The sequence below is a fragment of the uncultured Pontibacter sp. genome (assembly GCF_947495565.1).
In the GTDB taxonomy this organism is placed as follows: domain Bacteria; phylum Bacteroidota; class Bacteroidia; order Cytophagales; family Hymenobacteraceae; genus Pontibacter.
Window position 1 is genome coordinate 119837 of sequence record NZ_CANLZM010000007.1, and the last position, 20742, is coordinate 140578.

The 20742-nt window shown below is 48.7% G+C and carries 22 protein-coding genes; 15 read left to right on the top strand and 7 right to left on the bottom strand.

Annotation, left to right across the window (positions count from 1 at the left end; all coding sequences use genetic code 11):
• Positions 1-7: 7 nt before the first annotated feature.
• Positions 8-922 carry an alpha/beta hydrolase gene (locus Q1B04_RS10665; RefSeq protein ID WP_299758798.1) on the bottom strand — a complete coding sequence of 305 codons (915 nt, stop codon included), beginning with the start codon at positions 920-922 and terminating at the stop codon, positions 8-10.
• Positions 923-1088: 166 nt separating this feature from the next.
• Here Q1B04_RS10665 and Q1B04_RS10670 point away from each other — a divergent pair, with 166 nt between their 5' ends.
• The 3 genes from Q1B04_RS10670 (at position 1089) to Q1B04_RS10680 (ending at position 2720) form a co-directional block, all read left to right on the top strand.
• On the top strand, positions 1089-1454 hold the full coding sequence (locus Q1B04_RS10670) for a magnesium citrate secondary transporter (protein WP_299758799.1): 366 nt from the start codon (positions 1089-1091) through the stop codon (positions 1452-1454).
• 145 nt (positions 1455-1599) lie between these two features.
• Entirely contained in the window at positions 1600-2325 is a 726-nt protein-coding gene (locus Q1B04_RS10675; RefSeq protein ID WP_299758800.1) for a head GIN domain-containing protein, read from the top strand.
• Between the two features lie 128 nt (positions 2326-2453).
• Positions 2454-2720 carry a hypothetical protein gene (locus Q1B04_RS10680; protein WP_299758801.1) on the top strand — a complete coding sequence of 89 codons (267 nt, stop codon included), beginning with the start codon at positions 2454-2456 and terminating at the stop codon, positions 2718-2720.
• 145 nt (positions 2721-2865) lie between these two features.
• On the opposite strand, the gene Q1B04_RS10685 is transcribed toward Q1B04_RS10680, so the two are convergent.
• The 5 genes from Q1B04_RS10685 to recF form a co-directional block, all read right to left on the bottom strand.
• Positions 2866-4248: a M28 family metallopeptidase gene (locus tag Q1B04_RS10685; RefSeq protein ID WP_299758802.1), complete on the bottom strand. Its 1383-nt coding sequence runs from the start codon at positions 4246-4248 to the stop codon at positions 2866-2868.
• A gap of 609 nt (positions 4249-4857) precedes the next feature.
• Positions 4858-5415, bottom strand: coding sequence for an acyl-CoA thioesterase (locus Q1B04_RS10690; RefSeq protein WP_299758803.1), 558 nt, complete (start codon positions 5413-5415; stop codon positions 4858-4860).
• Between the two features lie 56 nt (positions 5416-5471).
• Positions 5472-5795 carry a DUF721 domain-containing protein gene (locus Q1B04_RS10695; protein ID WP_299758804.1) on the bottom strand — a complete coding sequence of 108 codons (324 nt, stop codon included), beginning with the start codon at positions 5793-5795 and terminating at the stop codon, positions 5472-5474.
• A gap of 63 nt (positions 5796-5858) precedes the next feature.
• A complete protein-coding gene (locus Q1B04_RS10700; RefSeq protein ID WP_299758805.1) occupies positions 5859-6782 on the bottom strand; it encodes an HTH domain-containing protein in 924 nt (307 codons plus the stop codon).
• Between the two features lie 44 nt (positions 6783-6826).
• Complete coding sequence (gene recF / locus Q1B04_RS10705; protein WP_299758806.1) at positions 6827-7939, bottom strand: DNA replication/repair protein RecF; 1113 nt, start codon at positions 7937-7939, stop codon at positions 6827-6829.
• Between the two features lie 141 nt (positions 7940-8080).
• Between recF and pdhA the strand changes: the two genes are divergently transcribed.
• From pdhA to ribH, 3 genes are all read left to right on the top strand, one after another.
• The gene (pdhA, locus tag Q1B04_RS10710; protein ID WP_299758807.1) at positions 8081-9127 is read left to right on the top strand and encodes a pyruvate dehydrogenase (acetyl-transferring) E1 component subunit alpha; all 1047 of its coding nucleotides are present in this window, start codon (positions 8081-8083) and stop codon (positions 9125-9127) included.
• 120 nt (positions 9128-9247) lie between these two features.
• Positions 9248-9961, top strand: coding sequence for a tetratricopeptide repeat protein (locus Q1B04_RS10715; RefSeq protein WP_299758808.1), 714 nt, complete (start codon positions 9248-9250; stop codon positions 9959-9961).
• Positions 9962-10124: 163 nt separating this feature from the next.
• On the top strand, positions 10125-10601 hold the full coding sequence (gene ribH, locus Q1B04_RS10720; RefSeq protein ID WP_299758809.1) for a 6,7-dimethyl-8-ribityllumazine synthase: 477 nt from the start codon (positions 10125-10127) through the stop codon (positions 10599-10601).
• A 73-nt stretch (positions 10602-10674) separates the two neighbouring features.
• Here ribH and Q1B04_RS10725 read toward each other — a convergent pair whose 3' ends face one another.
• Positions 10675-11268 carry a DUF3575 domain-containing protein gene (locus tag Q1B04_RS10725; protein ID WP_299758810.1) on the bottom strand — a complete coding sequence of 198 codons (594 nt, stop codon included), beginning with the start codon at positions 11266-11268 and terminating at the stop codon, positions 10675-10677.
• A 347-nt stretch (positions 11269-11615) separates the two neighbouring features.
• On the opposite strand from Q1B04_RS10725, the gene Q1B04_RS10730 reads away from it, so the two are divergent.
• From Q1B04_RS10730 to Q1B04_RS10770, 9 genes are all read left to right on the top strand, one after another.
• Complete coding sequence (locus tag Q1B04_RS10730; protein WP_299758811.1) at positions 11616-12005, top strand: TraR/DksA C4-type zinc finger protein; 390 nt, start codon at positions 11616-11618, stop codon at positions 12003-12005.
• 11 nt (positions 12006-12016) lie between these two features.
• Positions 12017-12580, top strand: coding sequence for an SMC-Scp complex subunit ScpB (gene scpB, locus Q1B04_RS10735; RefSeq protein WP_299758812.1), 564 nt, complete (start codon positions 12017-12019; stop codon positions 12578-12580).
• Between the two features lie 102 nt (positions 12581-12682).
• Positions 12683-14338 (top strand): pseudouridine synthase, encoded by a 1656-nt coding sequence (locus Q1B04_RS10740; RefSeq protein ID WP_299758813.1) that lies wholly within the window; start codon positions 12683-12685, stop codon positions 14336-14338.
• Positions 14339-14341: 3 nt separating this feature from the next.
• The gene (locus Q1B04_RS10745; RefSeq protein WP_299758814.1) at positions 14342-15061 is read left to right on the top strand and encodes a type III pantothenate kinase; all 720 of its coding nucleotides are present in this window, start codon (positions 14342-14344) and stop codon (positions 15059-15061) included.
• Entirely contained in the window at positions 15054-16349 is a 1296-nt protein-coding gene (locus Q1B04_RS10750) for a hypothetical protein (protein ID WP_299758815.1), read from the top strand. Before Q1B04_RS10745 ends, Q1B04_RS10750 begins: the two co-directional genes overlap by 8 nt.
• Positions 16350-16472: 123 nt before the next feature.
• On the top strand, positions 16473-17012 hold the full coding sequence (lptC, locus tag Q1B04_RS10755; RefSeq protein WP_299758816.1) for an LPS export ABC transporter periplasmic protein LptC: 540 nt from the start codon (positions 16473-16475) through the stop codon (positions 17010-17012).
• Positions 17009-17182 carry a hypothetical protein gene (locus tag Q1B04_RS10760; RefSeq protein ID WP_299758817.1) on the top strand — a complete coding sequence of 58 codons (174 nt, stop codon included), beginning with the start codon at positions 17009-17011 and terminating at the stop codon, positions 17180-17182. Before lptC ends, Q1B04_RS10760 begins: the two co-directional genes overlap by 4 nt.
• Before the next feature lie 22 nt (positions 17183-17204).
• Positions 17205-18506, top strand: a complete 1302-nt coding sequence (locus tag Q1B04_RS10765) for a hemolysin family protein (RefSeq protein ID WP_299758818.1) — start codon at positions 17205-17207, stop codon at positions 18504-18506.
• 75 nt (positions 18507-18581) lie between these two features.
• Positions 18582-20687 carry a SurA N-terminal domain-containing protein gene (locus Q1B04_RS10770; protein WP_299758819.1) on the top strand — a complete coding sequence of 702 codons (2106 nt, stop codon included), beginning with the start codon at positions 18582-18584 and terminating at the stop codon, positions 20685-20687.
• The last annotated feature ends 55 nt before the right edge of the window (positions 20688-20742 follow it).

Consider the following 20742-nt stretch of genomic DNA (forward strand, 5'->3'; position numbering starts at 1 on the left):
ATTGCTTTTATTTACCCGTTTTTGCCATAAAACCATCAAGAGCTGAGAAGAAACCTTCCTGGTCATCCCACATGATAAAGTGCTTGGCTTTGTCGTTGATGACCAACTCATAGTTCGGTAGCTTAGCGAGCTGTGCGGTATAGTTAGCTTTAGTGGTCTCGTGCGTGGTGCCGTAGTCTTTATAGGCTACCCAGGCAGCTACAAACATGGCAGGTGTCTTTATATTGGCCATTTCCGGGCGCAGGTCAGTGGTGTAAAGTTCATACATGGCTTTTGCCACAGTGGGTGCGTCAGAGGCAAGGTTCCACTCCAGGGCCTGTGCTATTCTGGCCTCGTCTGAGATCATCATCTTAAGCACTTGTGGCTGAGACTGGCGCAGTTGCTCTGGTGTTTGGCTAAGTATGCCTTGGCGCATTTGTGCAGCCATAGGCTTCATGGTTTCTGGGGTAGCCACAGGCGAGATAAGCGCAGGCAGAAACGGGGCGGCATCTACTACCACCAGCGAGCCAATTAAATCAGGCTCCTTTGCACTGAGCCAAATACCTAAGAATCCACCTAGGCTATGACCTATGACCATCGGTTTTTTGATGTTGTTCTCACGGATGTACTTGGCCAGGTCCAGGCGAACGGTTTCGAGGAAATTATCTGCCTTGATAGCAGGTTGTCCTGCAAAACCTGCCAGCGTGAGCACGTGCAGTTCGTGGTTCTTTTTGTAGCGGTCTACCGTTTCCTGCCACACATCGCCTGAGCAGGAGAGGCCGGGAATCAAAATAATAGGGCTGCCTTTGCCGATAATTTCCACCTTAAAGGCGGTAGGCGTATACTTTGGAGTTGCCTGTGTTTGCAAAAGTACCAGCAGGAGCAGCAGTATACTTGTGGCGGAGGTTTTGATCATACTTCTCATAATTCTAAATTGGCTCATGGTTTTATACTTGTTGTTGATGTACAGTACAAGTATACCATAGCTTTAGGCCCTTGGCCAGGGAATTATGACGAGTGGTAAAAGCGGAGGGCGAGCGGCACATGCAGTCTTATACCAGCTGGCTTTGCGATAATTATATGACAGCCGCGGACGTAAATTCTGAAAAATGCAGACATTCCGAAACCCTGTTTTTATACTTTGCCTCCTGCTGGCCGTTGGCAATCAGGCACTGGAGCTAAGCAAAGTATACATTTGGCCGCTGCACACGCACCTGGATGATCTGCTGGCACTGCCCCTGACACTTACTGTTGCCCTTGCCGCCGAGCGGTTATACTTTAAAAACCCATACTTTGTGCTGCCGAAGCAGTATACTTTGCTGGCGCTGCTGCTGTTTAGTGTGGTGTTTGAGGGCCTGCTGCCCCGGCTGCACAACAAATACACCGCCGATGCGTGGGACGTGCTCGCTTACATGGTTGGCGCATTGATCTTTCAGGTTTGGCTGAATAAACCTTTAGCAAGGCAGCATGTGTAGCAGCAGTTGTTCAGCAGCTTTTGTAAGGTTGAGGATGAACGGAATTGCGCACCTAAAAAGATTTTTGCTTCCTCAGGCAACCTTTCTGAGAAATCGGCATCTTTTGTGTATATCCACAAAAAGTCACTAACTAAAAACTTATACTATGAAGATCAAGAATTTACACACAGCTGCTTTTGGTATTCTGTATTTTGCTTTTCTGCTGATGAATGTATCGGTGGCTGAGGCGCAGAACCTGCGGGGCAACGGCAAAATTACAACACAGAATAGAAGTGTGTCTAACATAAAAGGCATTGATGTGAGTGGTGGTTTTGTAGTAGAACTAACCCAAGGCAGCAACGAAGGCGTGCGCCTGGAGGTAGAGGAAAACCTGATAGACTACGTGAAGACGGAAGTTCGAAACGGCGTGCTGCACATCTATAACGAGAAAAGCATCAGCACAAGCAAAGGAATGAAGGCCTACGTAACGCTGCAGGACCTGGAGAGTATTGACGTGAGCGGTGGCGTAAAAGTGGTAGGCAATTCAACATTCAAGCCTGCTACGCTTAAGATGGATATGAGTGGAGGCTCTAGCATTAAGCTCTCCGTTAACACGAAGCAAGTAAAAGGAGACATGAGCGGCGCCAGCAAAATTGAACTGGTGGGTAAGGCTGATGAAGTGATTATAGATATGTCTGGAGCTTCTAGAGTAGATGCCTCAGGCTTGGAGGCTAACGAGGTAAAGGTGCAGGCGAGCGGTGCCAGCAGCGTAAAAGTGTTTGCCCAGAAGTCGCTGGATATTAATGCTTCCGGTGCCTCAGTGGTGTACTACAAAGGTAGCCCAAGCATTACTTCCGATGTGTCAGCGGCGGCCCGTGTTGGCAAACTTTAGCAGAGAGAATACAACCTAATTTATAGTGAAAAAGCAGCCTCACGATGGGGCTGCTTTTTTGTTGCTTATCCTTAAGGCAAAGCAGCCCGTATAGGTATACTTCAGAAAACAAACCTAAAAGTAAAGCTATGAGCGAATCCAAGAAAACAACAAACCATAAAGAGATACAGGAATGGGCCGAAAAGCATGGCGGCGTGCCCAGCGTGATTAAAGGCACCGAGAACGACGGCAGCGGCGAAGGCGTACTGCGCATCCACTTCCCGAAGAAAAGCGACGATAACGGCAGCTTTGATGAAATCAGTTGGGAAGAGTTTTTCGATGAGTTTGACAACAATAAGTTAGCCTTGCTCCACGATCCGAACGGCAATTTTAACAAGCTCGTTAAAAGAGACTAACAAAAAGCCCTGTACGTTTACGCACAGGGCTTTTTTGTGTATCAAGTATTCTTATGGCTGCTTTTGCTCCTGTGCCAGCAAAGTATAGGCAGGCAAGAGGAGCAGCAATGGCCACAGAAGTCTTTTCATCATCCGCTAAATGGAATTAACGCACCGGCGTTGGCAATACAGGCAAGCTGGCGTGCCCATCCTTATCCACTGATTGTACTGCAAAGAAGTAATTGTCTTTGGAGTAAGGCAGTGTCGCTTTGGTGTCGGTTACGTAGAAGCGTTTCTCCCAGTTAGAGCTATTCGTTTCACGCATCAGTACATAATAGCCAGCTGGTTTGGCTCCTTTAGCGGGAGCGTTCCACTGCAAGTCAGTTTTATTGGTAAGGTTAGAGGTAAGCACACCCACTTTCTCAGGGGCCGCAGGTGCCCAGCCAAGGCTTGCCATACTTGCCAGGTTAACGCCGGTGTTCTTGCGCAGGTACTCAAAATCCATGAACTCGGGTAAATCGCCGTACTGCTTGCCATCTTCTTTGCGCACATCCTGGTGCTGGTGGTCAAAGTCCTCGTTCATCTCGCTCATGCGCACAGCCGTAAAGCCCTGCCTGTTAAATGGCGTATGGTCGCCGCCACGTAGAAAGCGGTCGGTGCGGTGCACGAGTATCACATCAATCTGATCTACATACTTTTCGCCTACCAGCTCCATGTAGCGGGCCAGGTTACGGCTTGGGCTATCGTTTTCGGTGCCAAGGAGCTTACGCATACGCGCCTGCTCCTCGGTTTCGTTGGCAGGCGTGCCTTCGCTGAAGATGCGTACTTTCGTATTATCATGCAGGCCGGTTTCGGCGGAATAAGAGTTGCCTACAATGTCGTTGTTTTGCATGGCAATAAGGTTCCAGCCTTCTTTCTTGGCGCGCTCGGCTAAGTATGTTGAGCCGTACAAGCCTTGTTCCTCACCCTGGAAAGCTACAAATATCAGCGTAGCCGGAAATTGCTTTGGCGCCATTACGCGAGCCATTTCCATCACCATCGCTACGCCAGAGGCATCATCGTTAGCGCCCGGAGCTTTACTTTTAGCGTCCATCACGTCGGTGGCGCGGGAGTCGAGGTGGCCGCCCACAATAATCACGCGGTTGTCGTTCGGGTCAGTGCCTTTCAAGATAGCCATCACGTTTGCCATTTCGGTATCCTGAGGCACGCGGCGGCCGTCGGCTTTTATCACAAAGCGGTCCATTTCCACAGTCATGCGGCCACCGGAAGCTTGGGCATACTTTTCGAATTCAGATTTCACCCACTCGCGGGCCGCGCCAATGCCTTCTTTTTTGCTGGTGGTTGTGCTTAAAGTATGGCGCGTGCCGAAGCTTACCATTTTGCGAACCAGTTGCTCCAGGTTCTCCGCTGAGATCTGGTTTACCATTTTCTTGATATCGTCGTCCTGGCGTACAGTTTCCTGAGCTATACTTTGGGTAGGCGTAAGTATGGGTGCTCCGGCCAGCAGAAACAGCGCCAGCAGGGCTTTAAGGTTAGGTTTGATGGTCATAAGTATGTTTAAGGTATAAAAACGATGTTACAAGTTACAAAGGAAATGGCGGAAATGGGAATTGCGGGTTTCCATAATGCTTCTTTAGCCTCTGCTTTCTTTAGTTGACACAGGCGATACTTTCTAGCTCCAGTTCATCCCTCGCCTTACATTCAGCTTGTTTCATTTCTGGCTTTGGCTCCCTCAAGGCGGGGGTAGGGGCCCTCTTTAAGGGAGGCCTCGTCTTCCCGCATCGCGCTGGGAGCTTTTCCTGCAGGGGTAGGGGCCCTCTCCTCGTGCCTCGGGTTGCCTCACTGCGTTTGTCACCGGAAAAACTCCATAGGCGCTCAACGGAAAGACTGAAAATTATTTTGATAGCTTCCGCTGACGGAGCTTCAACAGAATTCCCCGCCTTGGACTAGTGAGAACGAGAGTTCGAAACTAGCGAGCGTAGCTCTAAGGGGTGGTTGGATGATACAGTTGACAAAGCTTGAACCGAATTTCCTCCCCTGTTTTGGGAATAGGGCCTTGGATAAAAGGGGAGGGCCGGGGTAAATCAGGGGCAGTTAGACCCGGCACTGCAGAAAATCCTGTACATCCACTAATCCTGCAAATCCTGATTCAGGCAATTTAAAAAGCCACCTTGCAACGCTCCTGCTGCAACTGATGGAGTTCCTGCTCTACCTGAAGTATGGTTTTGGAATTGGCGAGTTCGGTTTCGTAACGGCGTGAGAGCTCCCGGCGCCTGATGGCCTCCAGAAAGCGTCGTCCGTCTTCGCGGGTTTCCAGTATTAGGCCTGGCACTTGGGCGGGTTTGTCGTCATCGCCTTTGGCAACCATCGTGATGTAAGAGGTGTTGGTATGCTTTACAAGGCCGGTTTTCACATTTTCGGCAATAACCCGGATGCCCACCATTAAGGAAGTGTTACCCACATAGTTTATCGAAGCCTTCAGGGATACCAGATCGCCCACATCCACGGGTTGCAAAAAGTGAACGCCCTCCACCGAAACCGTCACGCAGTAATTTCCTGCATGCTTGGAGGCGCAGGCATAGGCCACCTTATCCATCAAGGAAAGAAGTATGCCGCCGTGTATTTTACCCCCAAAGTTGGCGTAACTCGGGATCATGAGTTCTGTGAGGGTGGTGCGGGAGTAGGAAACGGGGCGGAAGTTCTGATTATCGGTCATGAGCAAATATAGCTATTCAAGAAAAACTATACTTGTTTTCGGGCCATGCCGTTGCTTTACAGGAAAATGATGTCCTTCACCACATCGGTGCCAGCCTCGGTGTTCAGGATCTCAACCACCTTGCTTTTAGACATGTTAAGCTCATGCTTGAGCGGGGCTGAGGTCAGTTTCACAAACAGTTTTCCGTCCTTAAAGTATAACTGCTGCGTTTTCAGGGCGATGGGTTTGCCCATGATTTTCTCCCAGTTCTGTACTAGTTGCACCTCGCTCAGCTTGCCGTCCAGGCGGTAAGCCTGCATCAGCGCCTTCAGGCTCTCCCCAATGGGTTGAATGTCTGCCTTGCGTTTATCAATCGCCTCTTTCTTCTTGTAATAGCGCATGGGATTTTTTTTGGGTGAGTGGGTGGATTAGTCCGCGTAATAAATAGTACTTAAGCTATCCTATTAGCTACGCTTTATTCTTTTTAATAAGTCTTCAGATTCAAATATTTTATCATATTTTTCCTTTCGTACTTCTTGGCTTGTAATATCAACTCTGATTCTTTTTAGGAAATCCTCAAAGTCCTTATTCATTGCCAACTTATTAATAGTTTCCCAATCTAAACTTTCTTTAAACTTGGCAGGAAGAATTATTTGAGTTGAATTCGGATCATCTAAATTCAAATGAATAACTCCAATACCAAAAGCTGATGATAGCCTTGTTAACTCATTTATGAAATCTTCATCTTTAGAGATTTCTGCAGCAACTAAATAGCCTTCGTTAGCCCATGAGGAATTTGAAACTGTTTGAAAAAAGCTTTCTCTCAAATTTGAAAAGTTTAGTTGCCTTTTAAGCTCAAACGAAAGTATTCTAATGGAAATGTTGCCAATTGCGGAGCTAAGCTCTAAAACGTTGCTCTTCCATTCATCTATTGGGAAATAACATCCAACAATGTCCGGGTGTACCCATTCTCCAAACTCTTTCTTCCCTGATTTTGAATGATTAATAGTCGTAGTATAGCACCTTAAAAAGAAAAAAGCATAATAAGTCAGAAAAGCATGAAGGTCTTTTTCTAAATATTCTTTCTTTTTAGATTGGATGTTTTCTGTATCCTCTGATCCGTCTTCATATTGTTTTAAATCAATAGCTTTCTTGAGCTTCTTTAAGTAGAACCGTTTAGGTCTAGCACCAACCACACCAAAAGGTGTTTTGTTATTATCTCTTGCATTTACATAAATTTGGGCACCTAAAGTAGCCCATGGTGTTTTACCTTCACTATTAAGAAGCTTATCTAAACCCTTATCCGTTGCGAATTTCCAAATTTCATTGGCAGTTAAGGGTGATTTTTGCTCATTAAGAACTTGTTCAGCTAGCTCAAGAAACGTCATAAGGCCTTCGTGTCAAAAGGATTAATATTTAAGTGTTAGAGTACCTACAACTCCCCAATCACCTTCACCTCCCCCTCCCTCACTTCAAATCTACGGATACTTTCTGAGAGGCCTTCGAGTATTTTGTCGGTGCGCTCCAGGTGGGTGTCGGTCAGGAAGATCTGGCCAAACGTATGGGCGGCTACCATTTGCATGAGCTTGGTGATGCGCTTCTCGTCAAGGCGATCGAAAATATCGTCGAGCAGGAGCAGGGGCTTGTGGTGCTGCCGCTGGTCCATTACCTCAAAGTGCGCCAGCTTCAGGGCGATGACGTAGCTTTTCTGCTGCCCCTGCGAGCCGAAACTTTTCACGGGGTTGCCATCCATCAGAAACACAAAATCATCCTTGTGCGGGCCCACGGTGGTGCGCTGCAGGGCCAGGTCCTTGCGCTCGGCCTGCTGCAGTTTGTAGGAAAAGTCGCTGCCCTCCAGCTGGCTTTTGTAGGTAAGCGATACTTCTTCGTGGCTGTCGGAGATGTGGTGGTAGTGCTTCTGGAAGATCGGCACGAAATCCTGCAGGAAACGCTGCCGCGCCTGCACCAACTCCTCACCGAAAGGCACCAGCTGCTCGTTCAGGATCTGCAGGTAATCGCGGTCGTAGTAATGGCGTTCGGCAAACTGCTTTAGCAGGGAGTTGCGCTGCTTTAGCAGGTAGTTATACTGTATAAGCTGCTCCAGGTACACGTGGTCGAGCTGCGACATCAGGCTGTCGAAGTACTTGCGGCGCTCCTCGCTGCCCTCGCGTATCAGGTCGGTGTCGTAAGGCGAGATAAGCACCACCGGGAAGCGGCCGATGTGGTCGCTGATTTTCTCGTAAGGCGCCTTGTTGTGCGTCACGGTCTTTTTCTGGCCGGGCTTCAGGCTTACCTGCACCGTGTGGTTATTGGCGGCCACGTCAAAGCGGCCCTTCACCATGAAAAAATCCTCGCCCTGTTTTATACTTTGCACATCGGTGCCCGGAAAGGCGCTTTTGGTCATGGAGAGGTAATGGATGGCATCCAGCAGGTTTGTCTTTCCGCTGCCGTTATCGCCTATAAAGCAGTTGATATGCTCCGAAAAGCTAAGCGCGGCTTCTTCGTAGTTTTTGAAAAACAACAAACTGAGATTTTCGAGGAGCATTTAATTTCTACTTTGATATCTTTTTCCTTAATTTCGCATGCTAAACCGTTTGTGGCTTATATATTTGCCGCAGCGCTAAGTGGTTAAAGCCGCTAAGTATAAAAAACGGACATCTAAACAAACGCACATAGACTATTACTCATGGCTGATACGAAAGATAAGGCAAAAGCGAAGTCGGCGACAGCAAAGGTACAGGCTGAACCAAAGTTTTCAAAGGAAACATACATGTGGTGGTATGAGTCGATGAAACTCATGCGCCGCTTCGAAGAGAAGTCTGGCCAGTTATATGGCCAGCAGAAAATCAAAGGCTTCTGCCACCTTTACATCGGCCAGGAGGCTTGTGCTGCCGGTGCTGCCTCTGCCCTTGAAAAAGGAGATAAGTGGATCACCGCTTACCGCGACCACGCACACCCGCTGGCATTGGGTACTAGCCCGAACGCTATTATGGCCGAGCTTTTTGCTAAAGCAACAGGTTGCTCTAAAGGCAAGGGCGGCTCTATGCACATTTTCGATAAGGAAGTGGGCTTTATGGGTGGCCACGGCATTGTGGGTGCGCAGGTGCCAATGGGCGCAGGTATTGCCTTTGCCGAGAAGTATAACAAGACCGGCAAAGTATGTATTTGCTACATGGGCGATGGTGCGGTGCGCCAGGGTGCTTTCCACGAGGCCCTGAACATGGCCATGACCTGGAAGCTACCAGTAATTTTTGTGATCGAGAACAACGGCTACGCTATGGGTACCTCAGTACAGCGTACTTCTAACGTGGTGGAGCTTTATACATTGGGCGAGAGCTACGATATTCCTTCTGAGCCGGTTGACGCGATGGAAGTAGAAAGCGTGCACGAAGCTGTGGCAAGAGCCGCTGAGCGCGCCCGTGCAGGTGAGGGACCAACTTTGCTTGAGTTCAGAACTTACCGCTACAAAGGCCACTCCATGTCGGACCCTGCCAAGTATAGAACTAAAGAGGAGCTGGAAGATTACAAGGGCCGCGATTCTATTGAGTCTGTAAAAGCAACTATCCTCAAAAATGGCTGGGCAACAGAAGAAGAACTCGACCAGATAGACGATAAGATTAAGCAGCAGGTAGCAGAGTCGGTGAAATTTGCCGAAGAATCTCCGTATCCGGAGCCGGAAGAGCTGTACACAGACATTTATATTGAGCAGGACTATCCATTTATAATGGACTAAGTCGCATTTTATCAGCAAATTAGGAATTAAAACCGCTAAATTTGATGTTCAGCATCTAGAAGTATTGATTCTAATTGCTTTTAATTCCTACTTTTGAGATTATAATTTATTAACACACTGATGGCAAAAGAAACAGTTAAGAACCACAGCGAGTTTGAAGAGCTGGTTGAGAACCCTGATGCACTGGCAGACCGCCTGTACGGATCAGAGGACTTTGTGAAGAAAAACAAATCAAAGCTGCTGGGAGTATTTATTGCCATCGCTGCTGTTATTGTGGGTGGTTTCCTGTACTATAACTACCGCAGCACACAAAACGTGGAGGCGCAAAACGCCATGTTCCAGGCTGTGTATTACTTTGAGGCTGATTCTCTTGGTAAAGCCCTTAACGGCGACGGCCAGAGCCTTGGCTTGTTAGAGATAGCGGATGATTACAGCGGTACAGATGCCGGAAATCTGGCCAACTTCTATGCTGGCGTAGCTTTACTGAAGCAGGGCCAGTTTGCAGAAGCTGCAGATCGCCTGGAAAATTTTGAGTCTGAGGATTACCTGTTGCAGGCCCGCGCTCATAGCCTTACCGGCGATGCGCTGCTGGAGCAGGGCAAGCACAGCGAGGCTGCCGATATGTATAAGCAAGCTGCTAACCACAACGCAAATCCGTTTTTCTCTCCGCAGTACCTCATGAAGGCAGGCATTGCTTACGAGGCCGAAAACAATTACAGCGCTGCGGCTGAAGTATACGATCAGATCATCAAGGATTATGTGGCTTCTGCGGAGGTTACAGATGCCAAGAAGTTTAAGGCGCGTGCCGAGTTACTGGCAGGTGCTGCTAACTAAAGTATAAAGAGGCTATGCCTAAAGTATAAAAAAGCGCTTTTGCCTATGGCAGGAGCGCTTTTTTGTTGATATTGTATAACAATCGTGAGGCTAGAGTTGGCAGCCTGAAGCAGCTGCTGTCGCCAGAGTATCACGTATAAAAATGAAGAGCAGAAATTAAAGTATGGCTACAGCATTAAAGAACCTGAGCGAGTACAGCCAGGAAAAATTTACAGATATTTCCGAGAAGACATTTGGCATAGTGGTGGCAGAGTGGCACGATGATATTACCAGTGTGCTATGCCAGGGAGCTATAGATACGCTTCTGAAGCACGGTGCTAAAAAAGAGAACATCTACATCAATACAGTGCCCGGCAGCTTTGAGCTGACACTGGGGGCGCAGTTTTTGGCCCTGCAGGAGGAGATAGATGCAGTGATTTGCATTGGAGTAGTCATAAAAGGTGATACAAAGCATGACGACTACATTAACAATGCCGTTGCAAACGGTCTTACAAACGTGGCTCTGAAGTTCAACAAACCTGTGTCGTTTGGGCTGGTAACTACTAACACGTTAGAGCAGGCACTGGACAGAGCAGGAGGCAAACACGGCAATAAAGGCGTAGAGGCCGCCGCAGCTGCTATCGGCATGTTAAGTTTCTAAAGTATAAACTGTATAAAACACAAGCCCCGTGCTATACTTAAATAGCACGGGGCTTGTGTTTTATATGGGAGGATTAAAAACTATAACCAACCGTAATGCCCGGCCTAAAACGCACGCCACTCCCAACCAGGTTCAGGAAACCAAGGTCAAAATCCTCTTCAGAGCCGGAGTTTACTTTCAGGCTGCCCCCGTTCACGCCAAGACCCATAAACAGGTCCAGTGAAATACCGCTGTTAAAGATCCATTGGTTACCGGCGGCCAGACCTGCTCCAATTGGAGCGTAGGTGGCCTCATAAGTTTTGCCTTCTTCTTTATCTTCTACGGTCAGTTTGTAATTCAGTATGCGGCCGTAACCGGCTACATACACACCCCTTGGCGCCTCTTTGGTGTCAGAGAGATAATAGCGTACTTCGGGCGTAAAGCCATAGCCGCTGAACTCCACATCTTTATAAGAAGCCCCTGTCGTGAACGCGCCAAACTGAGCGCTCATGTGCGGTGCAAGCGCAAATTCAACAAAGCCGGAAGCCGTTAAAACAAAGGGACTCAGTACATTGGCCTTTAGCACAACACTAGGGGAATTTTCAGTCTGGCGACGCACCTGCGCAGAGGCCGTAGATGCTGCAGCTACTAAAAGTATAGCAGAGAGTAACAAGGTAAATTTCTTCATAAGTAAATATATAGGCTCATTATAGTATAGCCAACCGGCTGTAGCTGCGAACTGCAACTATTGTTCCAATTGCGGACCGCTAAAATGAAAGTGGTTACGGTTGAGAAAAAAAGGTTAAATAATAGTCATCAATAGTAAAGTATAAAGAATACTCTTATTTTTGCAGCAATTTTAGCAGCTTACTTAATTGAAACAAAGGTTTTTGGCTAAGATTTTGTAAGAACAAACAAAGTTAAACTATATATGTGCATCTGATGTTATGACACAAATGACGTATTTAGTCTTTAACACAAAGATACTCCTGAAACTAAGAGGTTAAAACTATATCACAGTTCTAAAACAGCGTAATGAATACAAACGAAGAGAGACAGCGTTATTCCAAAGAGGATCTGGCTGAGTTTGAAGAGATCATCCAGGAAAAGCTGACAAATGCACGTAAGGAGGTAACTTTTATCAAGGAGACCCTGAGCCGCCGTAACGATTCCGGAACGGATAACACTGCTTCGCAATCCAAAATGCTGGAAGACGGTGCTGACACAGCCGAAAAGGAAAGCCTGAACCAGTTAGCCTCACGGCAGATGAAGTTTATCCAGCAGTTAGAAAATGCTCTGATCCGGATCAAAAACGGTACTTACGGTGTTTGCATCGTAACAGGCAAGCTGATACCTAAAGAAAGACTGCGTGCGGTACCGCACACACAGCACTCTATCGAAGCAAAACTTCAGCGTAACGATTAGTACTTTTACTTTTGGATATACTTCAAAACCATATTCAGGCACTGGTTTTCTGTGCCCAGTCACCTATTAGTATAGAAGAGGTCCAGCGTTGCCTTCAGGAATCGCTCGGTATGGAAGAGATACTGGTAAGCGACGTGCTGGAGGCCGTGGAGGCTATTAACGAACGGTTGCAGGAGCAGAGCTTCGCTTTCCAGATCTACGCGATCGGAGGCGGCTACCAGTTCCTGACCAAGCCCGAGTACCAGGATACGGTAAGCACTTATCTGAAACACAAATCAAAGAAAAAACTGTCGGCGTCTGCACTGGAGACGCTGGCAATAATTGCCTATAAGCAACCTGTTACCAGAAGCCAGATGGAGCAGATTCGTGGTGTTGGCTGCGATTATGCCGTGCATAAGCTTCTGGAGAAAGAACTCATCGAGATAAAAGGCAAAGCCGAAACCATTGGGCGGCCGGTGCTTTACGGCACGTCGCAAAAGTTTATGGACTACTTCGGTATCAACCACATCAAAGACCTTCCGCAGCTTAAAGATTTCGCCATCGAAGAAAACACCATTGGCGAAGCCGCCGATTAGCCCGCTGGGCATCAGCATTACATTGAACTATAGTTTTAGCAATTCCATTATTACTGCACAACCAAGGTACAGTAGCGATACTGCATCGATAAATATTTAGCAATGGCAAAATTTAACGAAAGGCCTGACCGCGATGACGCTGGCGCAGGCAGAAGAGGTGCTGACAGAGACCGCTCTGACAGACCAAGTAATGACCGCGAAGGCAAAAAAATCTTTAACAGAAGAGATAAATACGACAAATCTGACGAAAGAGGAGAAGGACGCGGAGAGGGCCGCTCGTTCGGAGACAGACAAGATAGAAGAGATAACGACCGCAAACCGTTTAACAACGACCGTCGCGATGATCGCCGTGGAGGAGAAAGACGCGAGGACGGAGAAAGGCGCTCGTTTGGTGGCGATAGAAGAGAAGGCGGAGAGCGCCGCTCTTTCAACTCTGACAGAAGAGAAGGCGGCGAACGCCGTAGCTTTGGCGACAGACGCGAAGGCGGTGAAAGACGCAGCTTCAACAGCGACCGATCAAACCGTGAAGGTGGGGAGCGCAAGCCTTTTGGCGACAGAAGAGAGGGCGGAGAAGGCCGCTCGTTTAACTCAGACAGGCCAGAAAGACGCGATAGCGACAGAAGAAGCTTTAATACTGACAGACGTGACGACCGCCGTGGAGGTGATCGCCGCGAAGGTGGAGAAAGACGCACGTTCGGTGGCGATAGAAGAGAAGGCGGAGAGCGCCGTTCTTTCAACACTGACCGTCCGAGCCGTGAAGGTGACGAGCGCCGCAGCTTTAACCCGGATCGCCGTGATGACCGCAGAGGCGGAGAAGGTAGAGACAATGACCGTCGCTTCAGCCGGGACGCTAAGCCAGCGTTTGGCGACAAGCGTGGCCCACGCGAGGACAGAGGCGCCGGAAGAGGTAAAGACTTTAGCCCAAGAGGCCGTTCCAACGACCGCTTTCGAGGCAACGAGGAAGAGCCGAAAACACCAGATTACAACCTGAGCCGCTACAAGAACAACCCGCGTGTCAAGAAAAGCAACCGTGAAGAAGAGGAAAACGACGGCACAGTTCGTTTGAACCGCTACATCGCGAATGCAGGCGTATGCTCACGCCGAGAGGCTGATGTGCTGATCGAATCAGGGGAGATAAAGGTAAACGGCGAGGTTGTAACAGAAATGGGCTACAAAGTGCAGCCTACTGACAATGTATACTACGGCAAGAAACTACTTAGCCGCGAAAAGATGGTGTACGTGTTGCTAAACAAGCCGAAGGACTTCCTGACGACAACGGATGACCCGGAAGGACGCAAAACGGTAATGAGCCTAGTAGCTAATGCCTCGAAAGAGCGTATTTTTCCGGTAGGCCGCCTGGACCGCAACACAACTGGCCTGCTGCTGTTCACTAACGATGGCGAGCTGGCGCAGAAGCTGACGCACCCATCAAACAACATCAAAAAAATCTACCAGGTAGAGCTGGATAAGCCAATCACCAAAGCGGACTATGTAAAGGTTGCAGAAGGTGTGGAGTTAGAAGATGGCAAAGCCGTAGTGGATGATGTAGCTATACTTGGTGAGTCTAATAAGTTCCTGGGGCTGGAGATCCATATTGGCCGTAACCGTATTGTGCGCCGGATTTTCGAGCACCTAGGCTATGATGTGGTATCGCTGGACCGCGTGCAGTATGCCGGCCTTACCAAGAAGGACGTGCCGCGTAGCGAGTGGCGCTACCTGACCGAAAAAGAAGTGATCCAGCTGAAATACTTCATGTAAAAAATGCGCAACGTCGCCATCGACATCGGTAATACCGGCACAAAGTATGGCATCTTCGAGGAAGGTGCTTTAGTAGAGCATCGTTATTTTGAAGGGCAGGACAAACTGCCGCCAACGCTGCTAAACCATACTTTTGACAATGCCATAGTTGCCTCGGTAGGCGTAAGTGCACAAAGTATAAAGGAGAGGCTGTCTGTGACAGGTAAGCTAATGGAGCTTACCCCGCAGGCAGCCTTGCCTGTTATTAACCTTTACAAGACCCCACACACCCTTGGGGCCGACCGGATAGCCGCAGCCGTGGGAGCCAATTACCTGTTTTCAGGCAGGAGTTGCCTCATATTTGATGCCGGCACCTGCATTACGCACGATTTTGTGGATGCGCAGGGGCAGTACCATGGGGGAGGCATAGCGCCTGGGCTACAGATGAAATTCAAGGCCTTGCATACTTTTACAAAGCGACTACCGTTAGTACAGCAAACTGAAGTAAATTTTCCGCTGACGGGGCAAAGTACGCAGGAGTCTATACTGAGCGGCGTATTGGCTGGCAGTGTAGCCGAGCTCAACGGTTTTATCCAGTCTTACACAGAAAAAGCAGCAGATTTAGTGGTTATACTTTGCGGGGGCGATGCAGGATTTTTTGAAAGTAAGTTAAAAGGACGCATCTTTGTAATTCCTGAATTGGTCTTGATCGGGCTTCACAGAATATTGACACATAATGTATAAGACACTCCAAGTACTGATAGGCTTCGCAGCGCTATGCCTGGCGCATACTGCTCAGGCGCAGCTTATTGGCAATACACCCTATTCCCGCTACGGTATGGGAGAGATCAACGAGAATTACGGCAGCATCCGTGGGGCTGGTATGGCAGGTGCAGGCATCAGTGCCGGCAACAGCTTTCAGCCAAACACGGCTAACCCTGCGCTGCTATACTATAATAGCATCACCAACTTCGATTTCAGCGGAGCGGGGCAGTTTAAAAACGTAAAGAGCCAGCAGGCATCGCAGCTGGATGGCAACGCTAACCTGTACAACCTGTCGCTGGCGCTGCCAATTTCTAAGCGCTGGAGTACTGCTGTGGGGCTACGGCCATTTTCAACAGTAAGCTACGAAATCAATGCTTCTTCTGAGGTAGAAGGCAATCCGCAGGCAAACATCCTGCGCCGCTATACTGGCGAGGGAGGGCTTTCAGAAGCTTACTTTGCACACGGCATCAGGCTGTTTGGCGGGCTTACCATAGGTGGTAGTGCCTCCTACGTGTTCGGTAATACCATTACCGAAACGAGCAGCACTGTGCAAGATCCGGAGCAGGCGAGTGCTAGCCTGGTAAGCGTAACGCAGATTAACCGCACTACTTACAGAGACTTTATGTACCGTGCGGGCATCAACTACAGGCAGCAGCTAAAGGAGAAACTTCACGTGAGTGTAGGAGGTGTTTACAGCTTTGCCACAGACCTGGACGCCGAGCGCGATATTTCGTTTGAGCGCCGTAGCCTGGATGGCAGCCTGCTGGCAGCGCCAATGAATGAAGACACTGTTAGTAGCTCAATTCATCTGCCGGCTAACTGGCGTGCTGGCATTAGCATAGACAATGGCAGCAACCTGACGGTTTCAGCCGATATTATCACGCATGAGTGGTCTAAATACAGAGGCTTTGACGGAGAAAGCGACAACCTGAAAGATAGCTATAAAATGGCCGTGGGAGCAGAGTATACGCCAAACGCCAACGCTATCGACAGTTACTTTAAACGCATTACCTACCGCGGCGGCCTGTATTACAACGACACTCAGTTTCAGCTCAACGGAGAAGATATAAAAGACATGGGTGTAACAACCGGCTTCACATTCCCGCTGGGCCGTGGCACTATGTATGATCTTTATTTGTTAAACCTATCGTTAGGCTATGGCCAGCGCGGCACCACCGACAACGGCCTGATTCAGGAAAATTACTTCCAATTTGGCTTAGGCTTTACGGTAAACAGCCGCTGGTTCCTGAAACGACGAATAGAGTAGAAAACAAGTATAGCTAAAGTATAAAGGCCGTTCTTGGAGCGGCCTTTTTTATGATAGGTGCCTGCTGAATTTTAAAGCACTTAAAATTTGCTAACTTCACAGAAACCGAAGTATAAAAAACAGATGCGAAACGCATATATAACCACACTGGTACTGGTGCTTGCTATTGCCAGCTTTGGCTGCGAACGAGAAATCAAGAACCCGGATGAAGAGGAGCGTTACACCGGCCCAACCATAGAGAACCACGATATAACCACGCTGTACAGCGACTCTGCACAGCTGCTGATTAAGCTGCAGGCACCGGTGCAGCAGGAGTTTGAGAGCGGAGATGGGGTGTTTCCGGAAGGGTTTTATATTGAGTTTTACGATAAAGACGGTAAGCTGGAGTCTACGCTAAAGGGCAACTATGGCAAACAGGACCCCAAAAAGAGCCTCTACTATGCAAGGGGAAACGTGGTAGTGGATAACCTGAAGAAGCAGGAGAAGCTGGAGACAGAGGAGCTGTACTGGGACCGTAACAAAGCCAAAATTTACACAGATAAATTCGTGAAAATCACCTCGCCAGAGGAAATCCTGACTGGTAAAGGTCTTACGGCTAATCAGGATTTGTCGCGCTACTCCATCAAAAAAGTTACTGGCAAGTTTAATTTTAGTGAAGAATGAACCGACGGCTTCTTTATATAATTCTGTTATCCCTGGCCTTTGTAGCCATGGTGATAGGTGTGCACCGCAGTATAGTGGAAGATGACATCGCGGGCAATTACTGGATCTTCATGATCGGGTTTGTCTTTTACATTGTCTACAGTTATGCTAAAAAGAAAGACCGTGCCTAAGTTAATTTGTGTCTGTTAAACGATGATAGACCCCAGTCAGATCATACTCTTAAGCATAGCACTGCTGTTTTCTGCCTTCTTCTCTGGCATTGAGATGGCGTTTATGGCTGCCAACAAAATCCAGATAGAGCTAAGCGATAAAAACGGAGTGCTCTCCGGGCGTATATTGTGGCGCCTGCTGCAGCATCCGGCCCGCCTGATGGGCACCACGCTAATCGGCAACACCCTGGCGCTGGTGCTGTATGGTTTCGGAATTGCCGGTGTGCTGCACCAACTGCTGTACACTTACCTGCCCGACCCGCTGCAGAGCAGCTTGCTCATACTTGTACTTCAGGTGTTCATTGCGTCTGTAGTGGTGCTGTTCACGGCTGAGTTTCTGCCGCGCAGCCTGGCTGCTATCAACCCAAACAAGCTGCTGCAGGTATTGGCTTTGCCTATTCTGCTGATGTACTACCTGTTGTGGCCAGTGGTTTTCTTTATAGTAGGCCTGAGCAAGTGGGTGGCTGAGAAAGTGTTCAAGATCGGGTTTTCGGAGGAGAAGCCTGTGTTTGGATTTACAGACCTTAACGCTTTCATCAAGAACCGCCTTTATCACCCGGAGCAGGAGCATGCCCCCGAGGTAGACCCCCAGATTTTCCATAATGCCCTGGAGTTTAAAACCGTAAAAGTGCGCGAGTGCATGGTGCCCCGCACCGAGATTGAGGCAGTGGAGGCAGGGGAGCCGCTTGAGGCGCTGCGGCAGGCCTTTATCAGCACCGGTCATTCCAAAATTTTGGTGTACGAGGATAGCATCGATAATATTATAGGCTACTGCCACCAGCTGGATATGTTTCGGCAGCCGCAAAGTATAAAAGAGGTGTTGGCGCCGGTAAGTATGGTGCCGGAAAGTATGCTGGCCAGTGAGCTGTTTGTGAAGTTTGTGTCAGAGCATCGTAGCGTGGCTGTGGTGGTGGATGAGTTTGGCGGCACCTCTGGCATAGTTACTGTGGAAGACGTGATAGAAGAAATACTCGGCGAAATACAGGATGAGTACGATGTGCGCAACGAGCTGATGGAGCAGGCTATTCCGGATAAGGGGATGTATATCCTGAGCGCACGCCACGAGATAGATTACCTGAACGAGAAGTATGAGCTGGGCCTGCCGGAGGGAGACTACGAAACGCTTGGAGGGCTGATCTTTTCAGTGTTTGGAGAAATACCAATGCCGGGCGACAAAGTAGAAGTAGTGCCTTTTACTATTACGGTACTAACCATGGACGAGAACCGCATCGATGCCGTGAAGCTGCTAAAAAACACAGATTTTCAGGCAGATGCCGCAAGTTAAACAGCGAGATAAAAATTTTGAATTTTAGCTTGATTAACCTTATTTTGCACAATCCTTTTATAAGTTACATAAAGAATGGCATTAATTAACAAGATTAGAGAGAAGTCTGGTTGGGCTGTAGGCGCCATTGCCATAGGGCTTGGTGTATTTGTGGTAGGCGGTGACCTGCTAGGGCCAAACTCAAGGCTGCTGGGCAACAATGCAAACACTGTAGGCGAAATAGCCGGTGAGGAGATTGACTACCAGGAGTTTGATAACGTTCTGCAGCAAGTAAAGGCTGACTATGAGAACCGTGTAGGTCGTGCTGCTTCAGAAGCAGAACTGGCGATGCTGCGGGAGCAAGCCTGGAACCAGCTAATCTTTAAGATTGCTTTGGAAAAGGAGTATGAGCGCCTGGGCCTTGAGGTAACAGACGACGAGTTGGTTGACATGGTACGGGGCAATAACATCCATCCTGCCGTAATGCAGGCTTTTGCCAACCCGCAAACCGGCGAGTTTGACCCTAACCAAGTGCAGCAGTACCTGCAGAACTTGGATGCAACAGGTACCCGCGACATGTGGATGGGCTTTGAGCAGAGCATCGCTGAAGACCGTCTGCAGAGCAAGTATGCAAACCTGATCAGCAAGACAGTATACGTAACAAGTGCTGAAGCAAAGAGCTTTTATCAGGCGCAGAACTCAGCCGCCAGCCTAAAGGTGCTGTTTGTGCCTTACGATGCTATCTCTGACTCTGCTGTATCTGTAACAGATGCTCAACTGAAGGATTACTACGAGCGCAACAAAGATCTTTACAAGGTAGAAGACGGTCGCACTGTTGAGTTTGTAACCATTCCGGTAACAGCCTCTCAGGAGGACAGCTCATACTATAAACAAGAGATTGCCACTATTACAAAGCAGTTTGCAAGCACGTCTAACGACTCGGCTTTTGTAAACGCTAACTCTGATGTGCCTTTCAACGGAACATACGTAACGCCAGGCGACCTGCCGGAAGAGCTGCGCAAGCAACTGCCGTTGCAGGAAGGCAAAGTATACGGCCCGTTCACCAACAACAACACAGTAGCGCTGTTTAAAGTAACTGACGCTAAAACTGCTGATAAGAGCGCTGCCAGAGCAAGCCATATCCTAATCCGTCCGGAGAGCGATACGCCAGAAGCTAAGGCTGCCGCAAAAGCGAAAGCGCAGGATGTACTGACTCAGATAAAGAACGGCGCTGACTTCGCTCAGATGGCCGTACAGCATGGCTCAGACGGAACTGCCTCTCGTGGCGGTGACTTGGGTTGGTTCCCGGAAGGGCAAATGGTAGGAGATTTCGACAAAGCGATTTTTAGCTTTAACGGTACTGGTTTGCTGCCTAACCTGGTAGAAACAGAGTATGGCTACCACATTGTAAAGGTAACAGAGCCTAAGACAAACGAATCTTACAAGATAGCCGCCGTTGAGCGTACTATCGAGCCAAGCGAATCCACCCGCGATGCTGCGTATGCCGTTGCCGACGAACTGGCCGGTACAAGCGGTAGCACAGATGAGTTCCAGGAGAACATAGGTAAAAACAAATCGCTGGTAAAAGAGACATCTGCCAACATCGGTAAAAACCAGGTGCTGGTAAACAACCTGGCTAACGCCCGTGAGCTGGTACGCTGGACTTACGCCAAAGACACAGAGGTAGGTGATGTATCGCCAGTGTTTGAAATCAATGATCAGTTTGTAGTGGCAACTCTTACCGGCAAGCGTGAGAAAGGCTATGCATCTGTAGATGATGTGCGTGAAGAACTGACAGCCGCTGTGCGCGATGAGCTAAAAGCAAAGCAGATCATGGAGAAACTGCAGAGCCAGAAAGGTTCTTTAGATCAGATTGCTGCAGCTTACGGTTCAGATGCTATGATAAGAACTGCTGATAACGTAACATTCGCCTCTGCTTCCATCCCAGGTGTGGGTGTAGAGCCAGTGGCAGTAGGCAAAGCCTTCGGTTTAAAGCCGGGTGCTCGTACAGCTCCATTTGAGGGCCAGGCCGGTGTTATGATGGTAGAGCTTACAAGCCTTAACCCAGCACCTGAAATTGACGACCTCTCTAACGTGAAGCAGCAAATCCTGGCTACGCGCGCAAGCCGTGCAGAGACAAAAGCTTTTGAAGCCATCAAAGAGAAATCCGAAATCAAAGACAACCGCGTACGCTTCTTCTAAGCCACCCGGTATACTTTATACAAGAGCCGCTCCCATAAAGAGCGGCTCTTTTTTA

Coding starts and splice junctions, on each gene's coding strand:
- Q1B04_RS10665 (WP_299758798.1), bottom strand. CDS start 922: ATGAGCCAATTTAGAATTATGAGAAGTATGATCAAAACCTCCGCCACA.
- Q1B04_RS10670 (WP_299758799.1), top strand. CDS start 1,089: ATGCAGACATTCCGAAACCCTGTTTTTATACTTTGCCTCCTGCTGGCC.
- Q1B04_RS10675 (WP_299758800.1), top strand. CDS start 1,600: ATGAAGATCAAGAATTTACACACAGCTGCTTTTGGTATTCTGTATTTT.
- Q1B04_RS10680 (WP_299758801.1), top strand. CDS start 2,454: ATGAGCGAATCCAAGAAAACAACAAACCATAAAGAGATACAGGAATGG.
- Q1B04_RS10685 (WP_299758802.1), bottom strand. CDS start 4,248: ATGACCATCAAACCTAACCTTAAAGCCCTGCTGGCGCTGTTTCTGCTG.
- Q1B04_RS10690 (WP_299758803.1), bottom strand. CDS start 5,415: ATGACCGATAATCAGAACTTCCGCCCCGTTTCCTACTCCCGCACCACC.
- Q1B04_RS10695 (WP_299758804.1), bottom strand. CDS start 5,795: ATGCGCTATTACAAGAAGAAAGAGGCGATTGATAAACGCAAGGCAGAC.
- Q1B04_RS10700 (WP_299758805.1), bottom strand. CDS start 6,782: ATGACGTTTCTTGAGCTAGCTGAACAAGTTCTTAATGAGCAAAAATCA.
- recF (WP_299758806.1), bottom strand. CDS start 7,939: ATGCTCCTCGAAAATCTCAGTTTGTTGTTTTTCAAAAACTACGAAGAA.
- pdhA (WP_299758807.1), top strand. CDS start 8,081: ATGGCTGATACGAAAGATAAGGCAAAAGCGAAGTCGGCGACAGCAAAG.
- Q1B04_RS10715 (WP_299758808.1), top strand. CDS start 9,248: ATGGCAAAAGAAACAGTTAAGAACCACAGCGAGTTTGAAGAGCTGGTT.
- ribH (WP_299758809.1), top strand. CDS start 10,125: ATGGCTACAGCATTAAAGAACCTGAGCGAGTACAGCCAGGAAAAATTT.
- Q1B04_RS10725 (WP_299758810.1), bottom strand. CDS start 11,268: ATGAAGAAATTTACCTTGTTACTCTCTGCTATACTTTTAGTAGCTGCA.
- Q1B04_RS10730 (WP_299758811.1), top strand. CDS start 11,616: ATGAATACAAACGAAGAGAGACAGCGTTATTCCAAAGAGGATCTGGCT.
- Q1B04_RS10740 (WP_299758813.1), top strand. CDS start 12,683: ATGGCAAAATTTAACGAAAGGCCTGACCGCGATGACGCTGGCGCAGGC.
- Q1B04_RS10745 (WP_299758814.1), top strand. CDS start 14,342: ATGCGCAACGTCGCCATCGACATCGGTAATACCGGCACAAAGTATGGC.
- Q1B04_RS10750 (WP_299758815.1), top strand. CDS start 15,054: ATGTATAAGACACTCCAAGTACTGATAGGCTTCGCAGCGCTATGCCTG.
- lptC (WP_299758816.1), top strand. CDS start 16,473: ATGCGAAACGCATATATAACCACACTGGTACTGGTGCTTGCTATTGCC.
- Q1B04_RS10760 (WP_299758817.1), top strand. CDS start 17,009: ATGAACCGACGGCTTCTTTATATAATTCTGTTATCCCTGGCCTTTGTA.
- Q1B04_RS10765 (WP_299758818.1), top strand. CDS start 17,205: ATGATAGACCCCAGTCAGATCATACTCTTAAGCATAGCACTGCTGTTT.
- Q1B04_RS10770 (WP_299758819.1), top strand. CDS start 18,582: ATGGCATTAATTAACAAGATTAGAGAGAAGTCTGGTTGGGCTGTAGGC.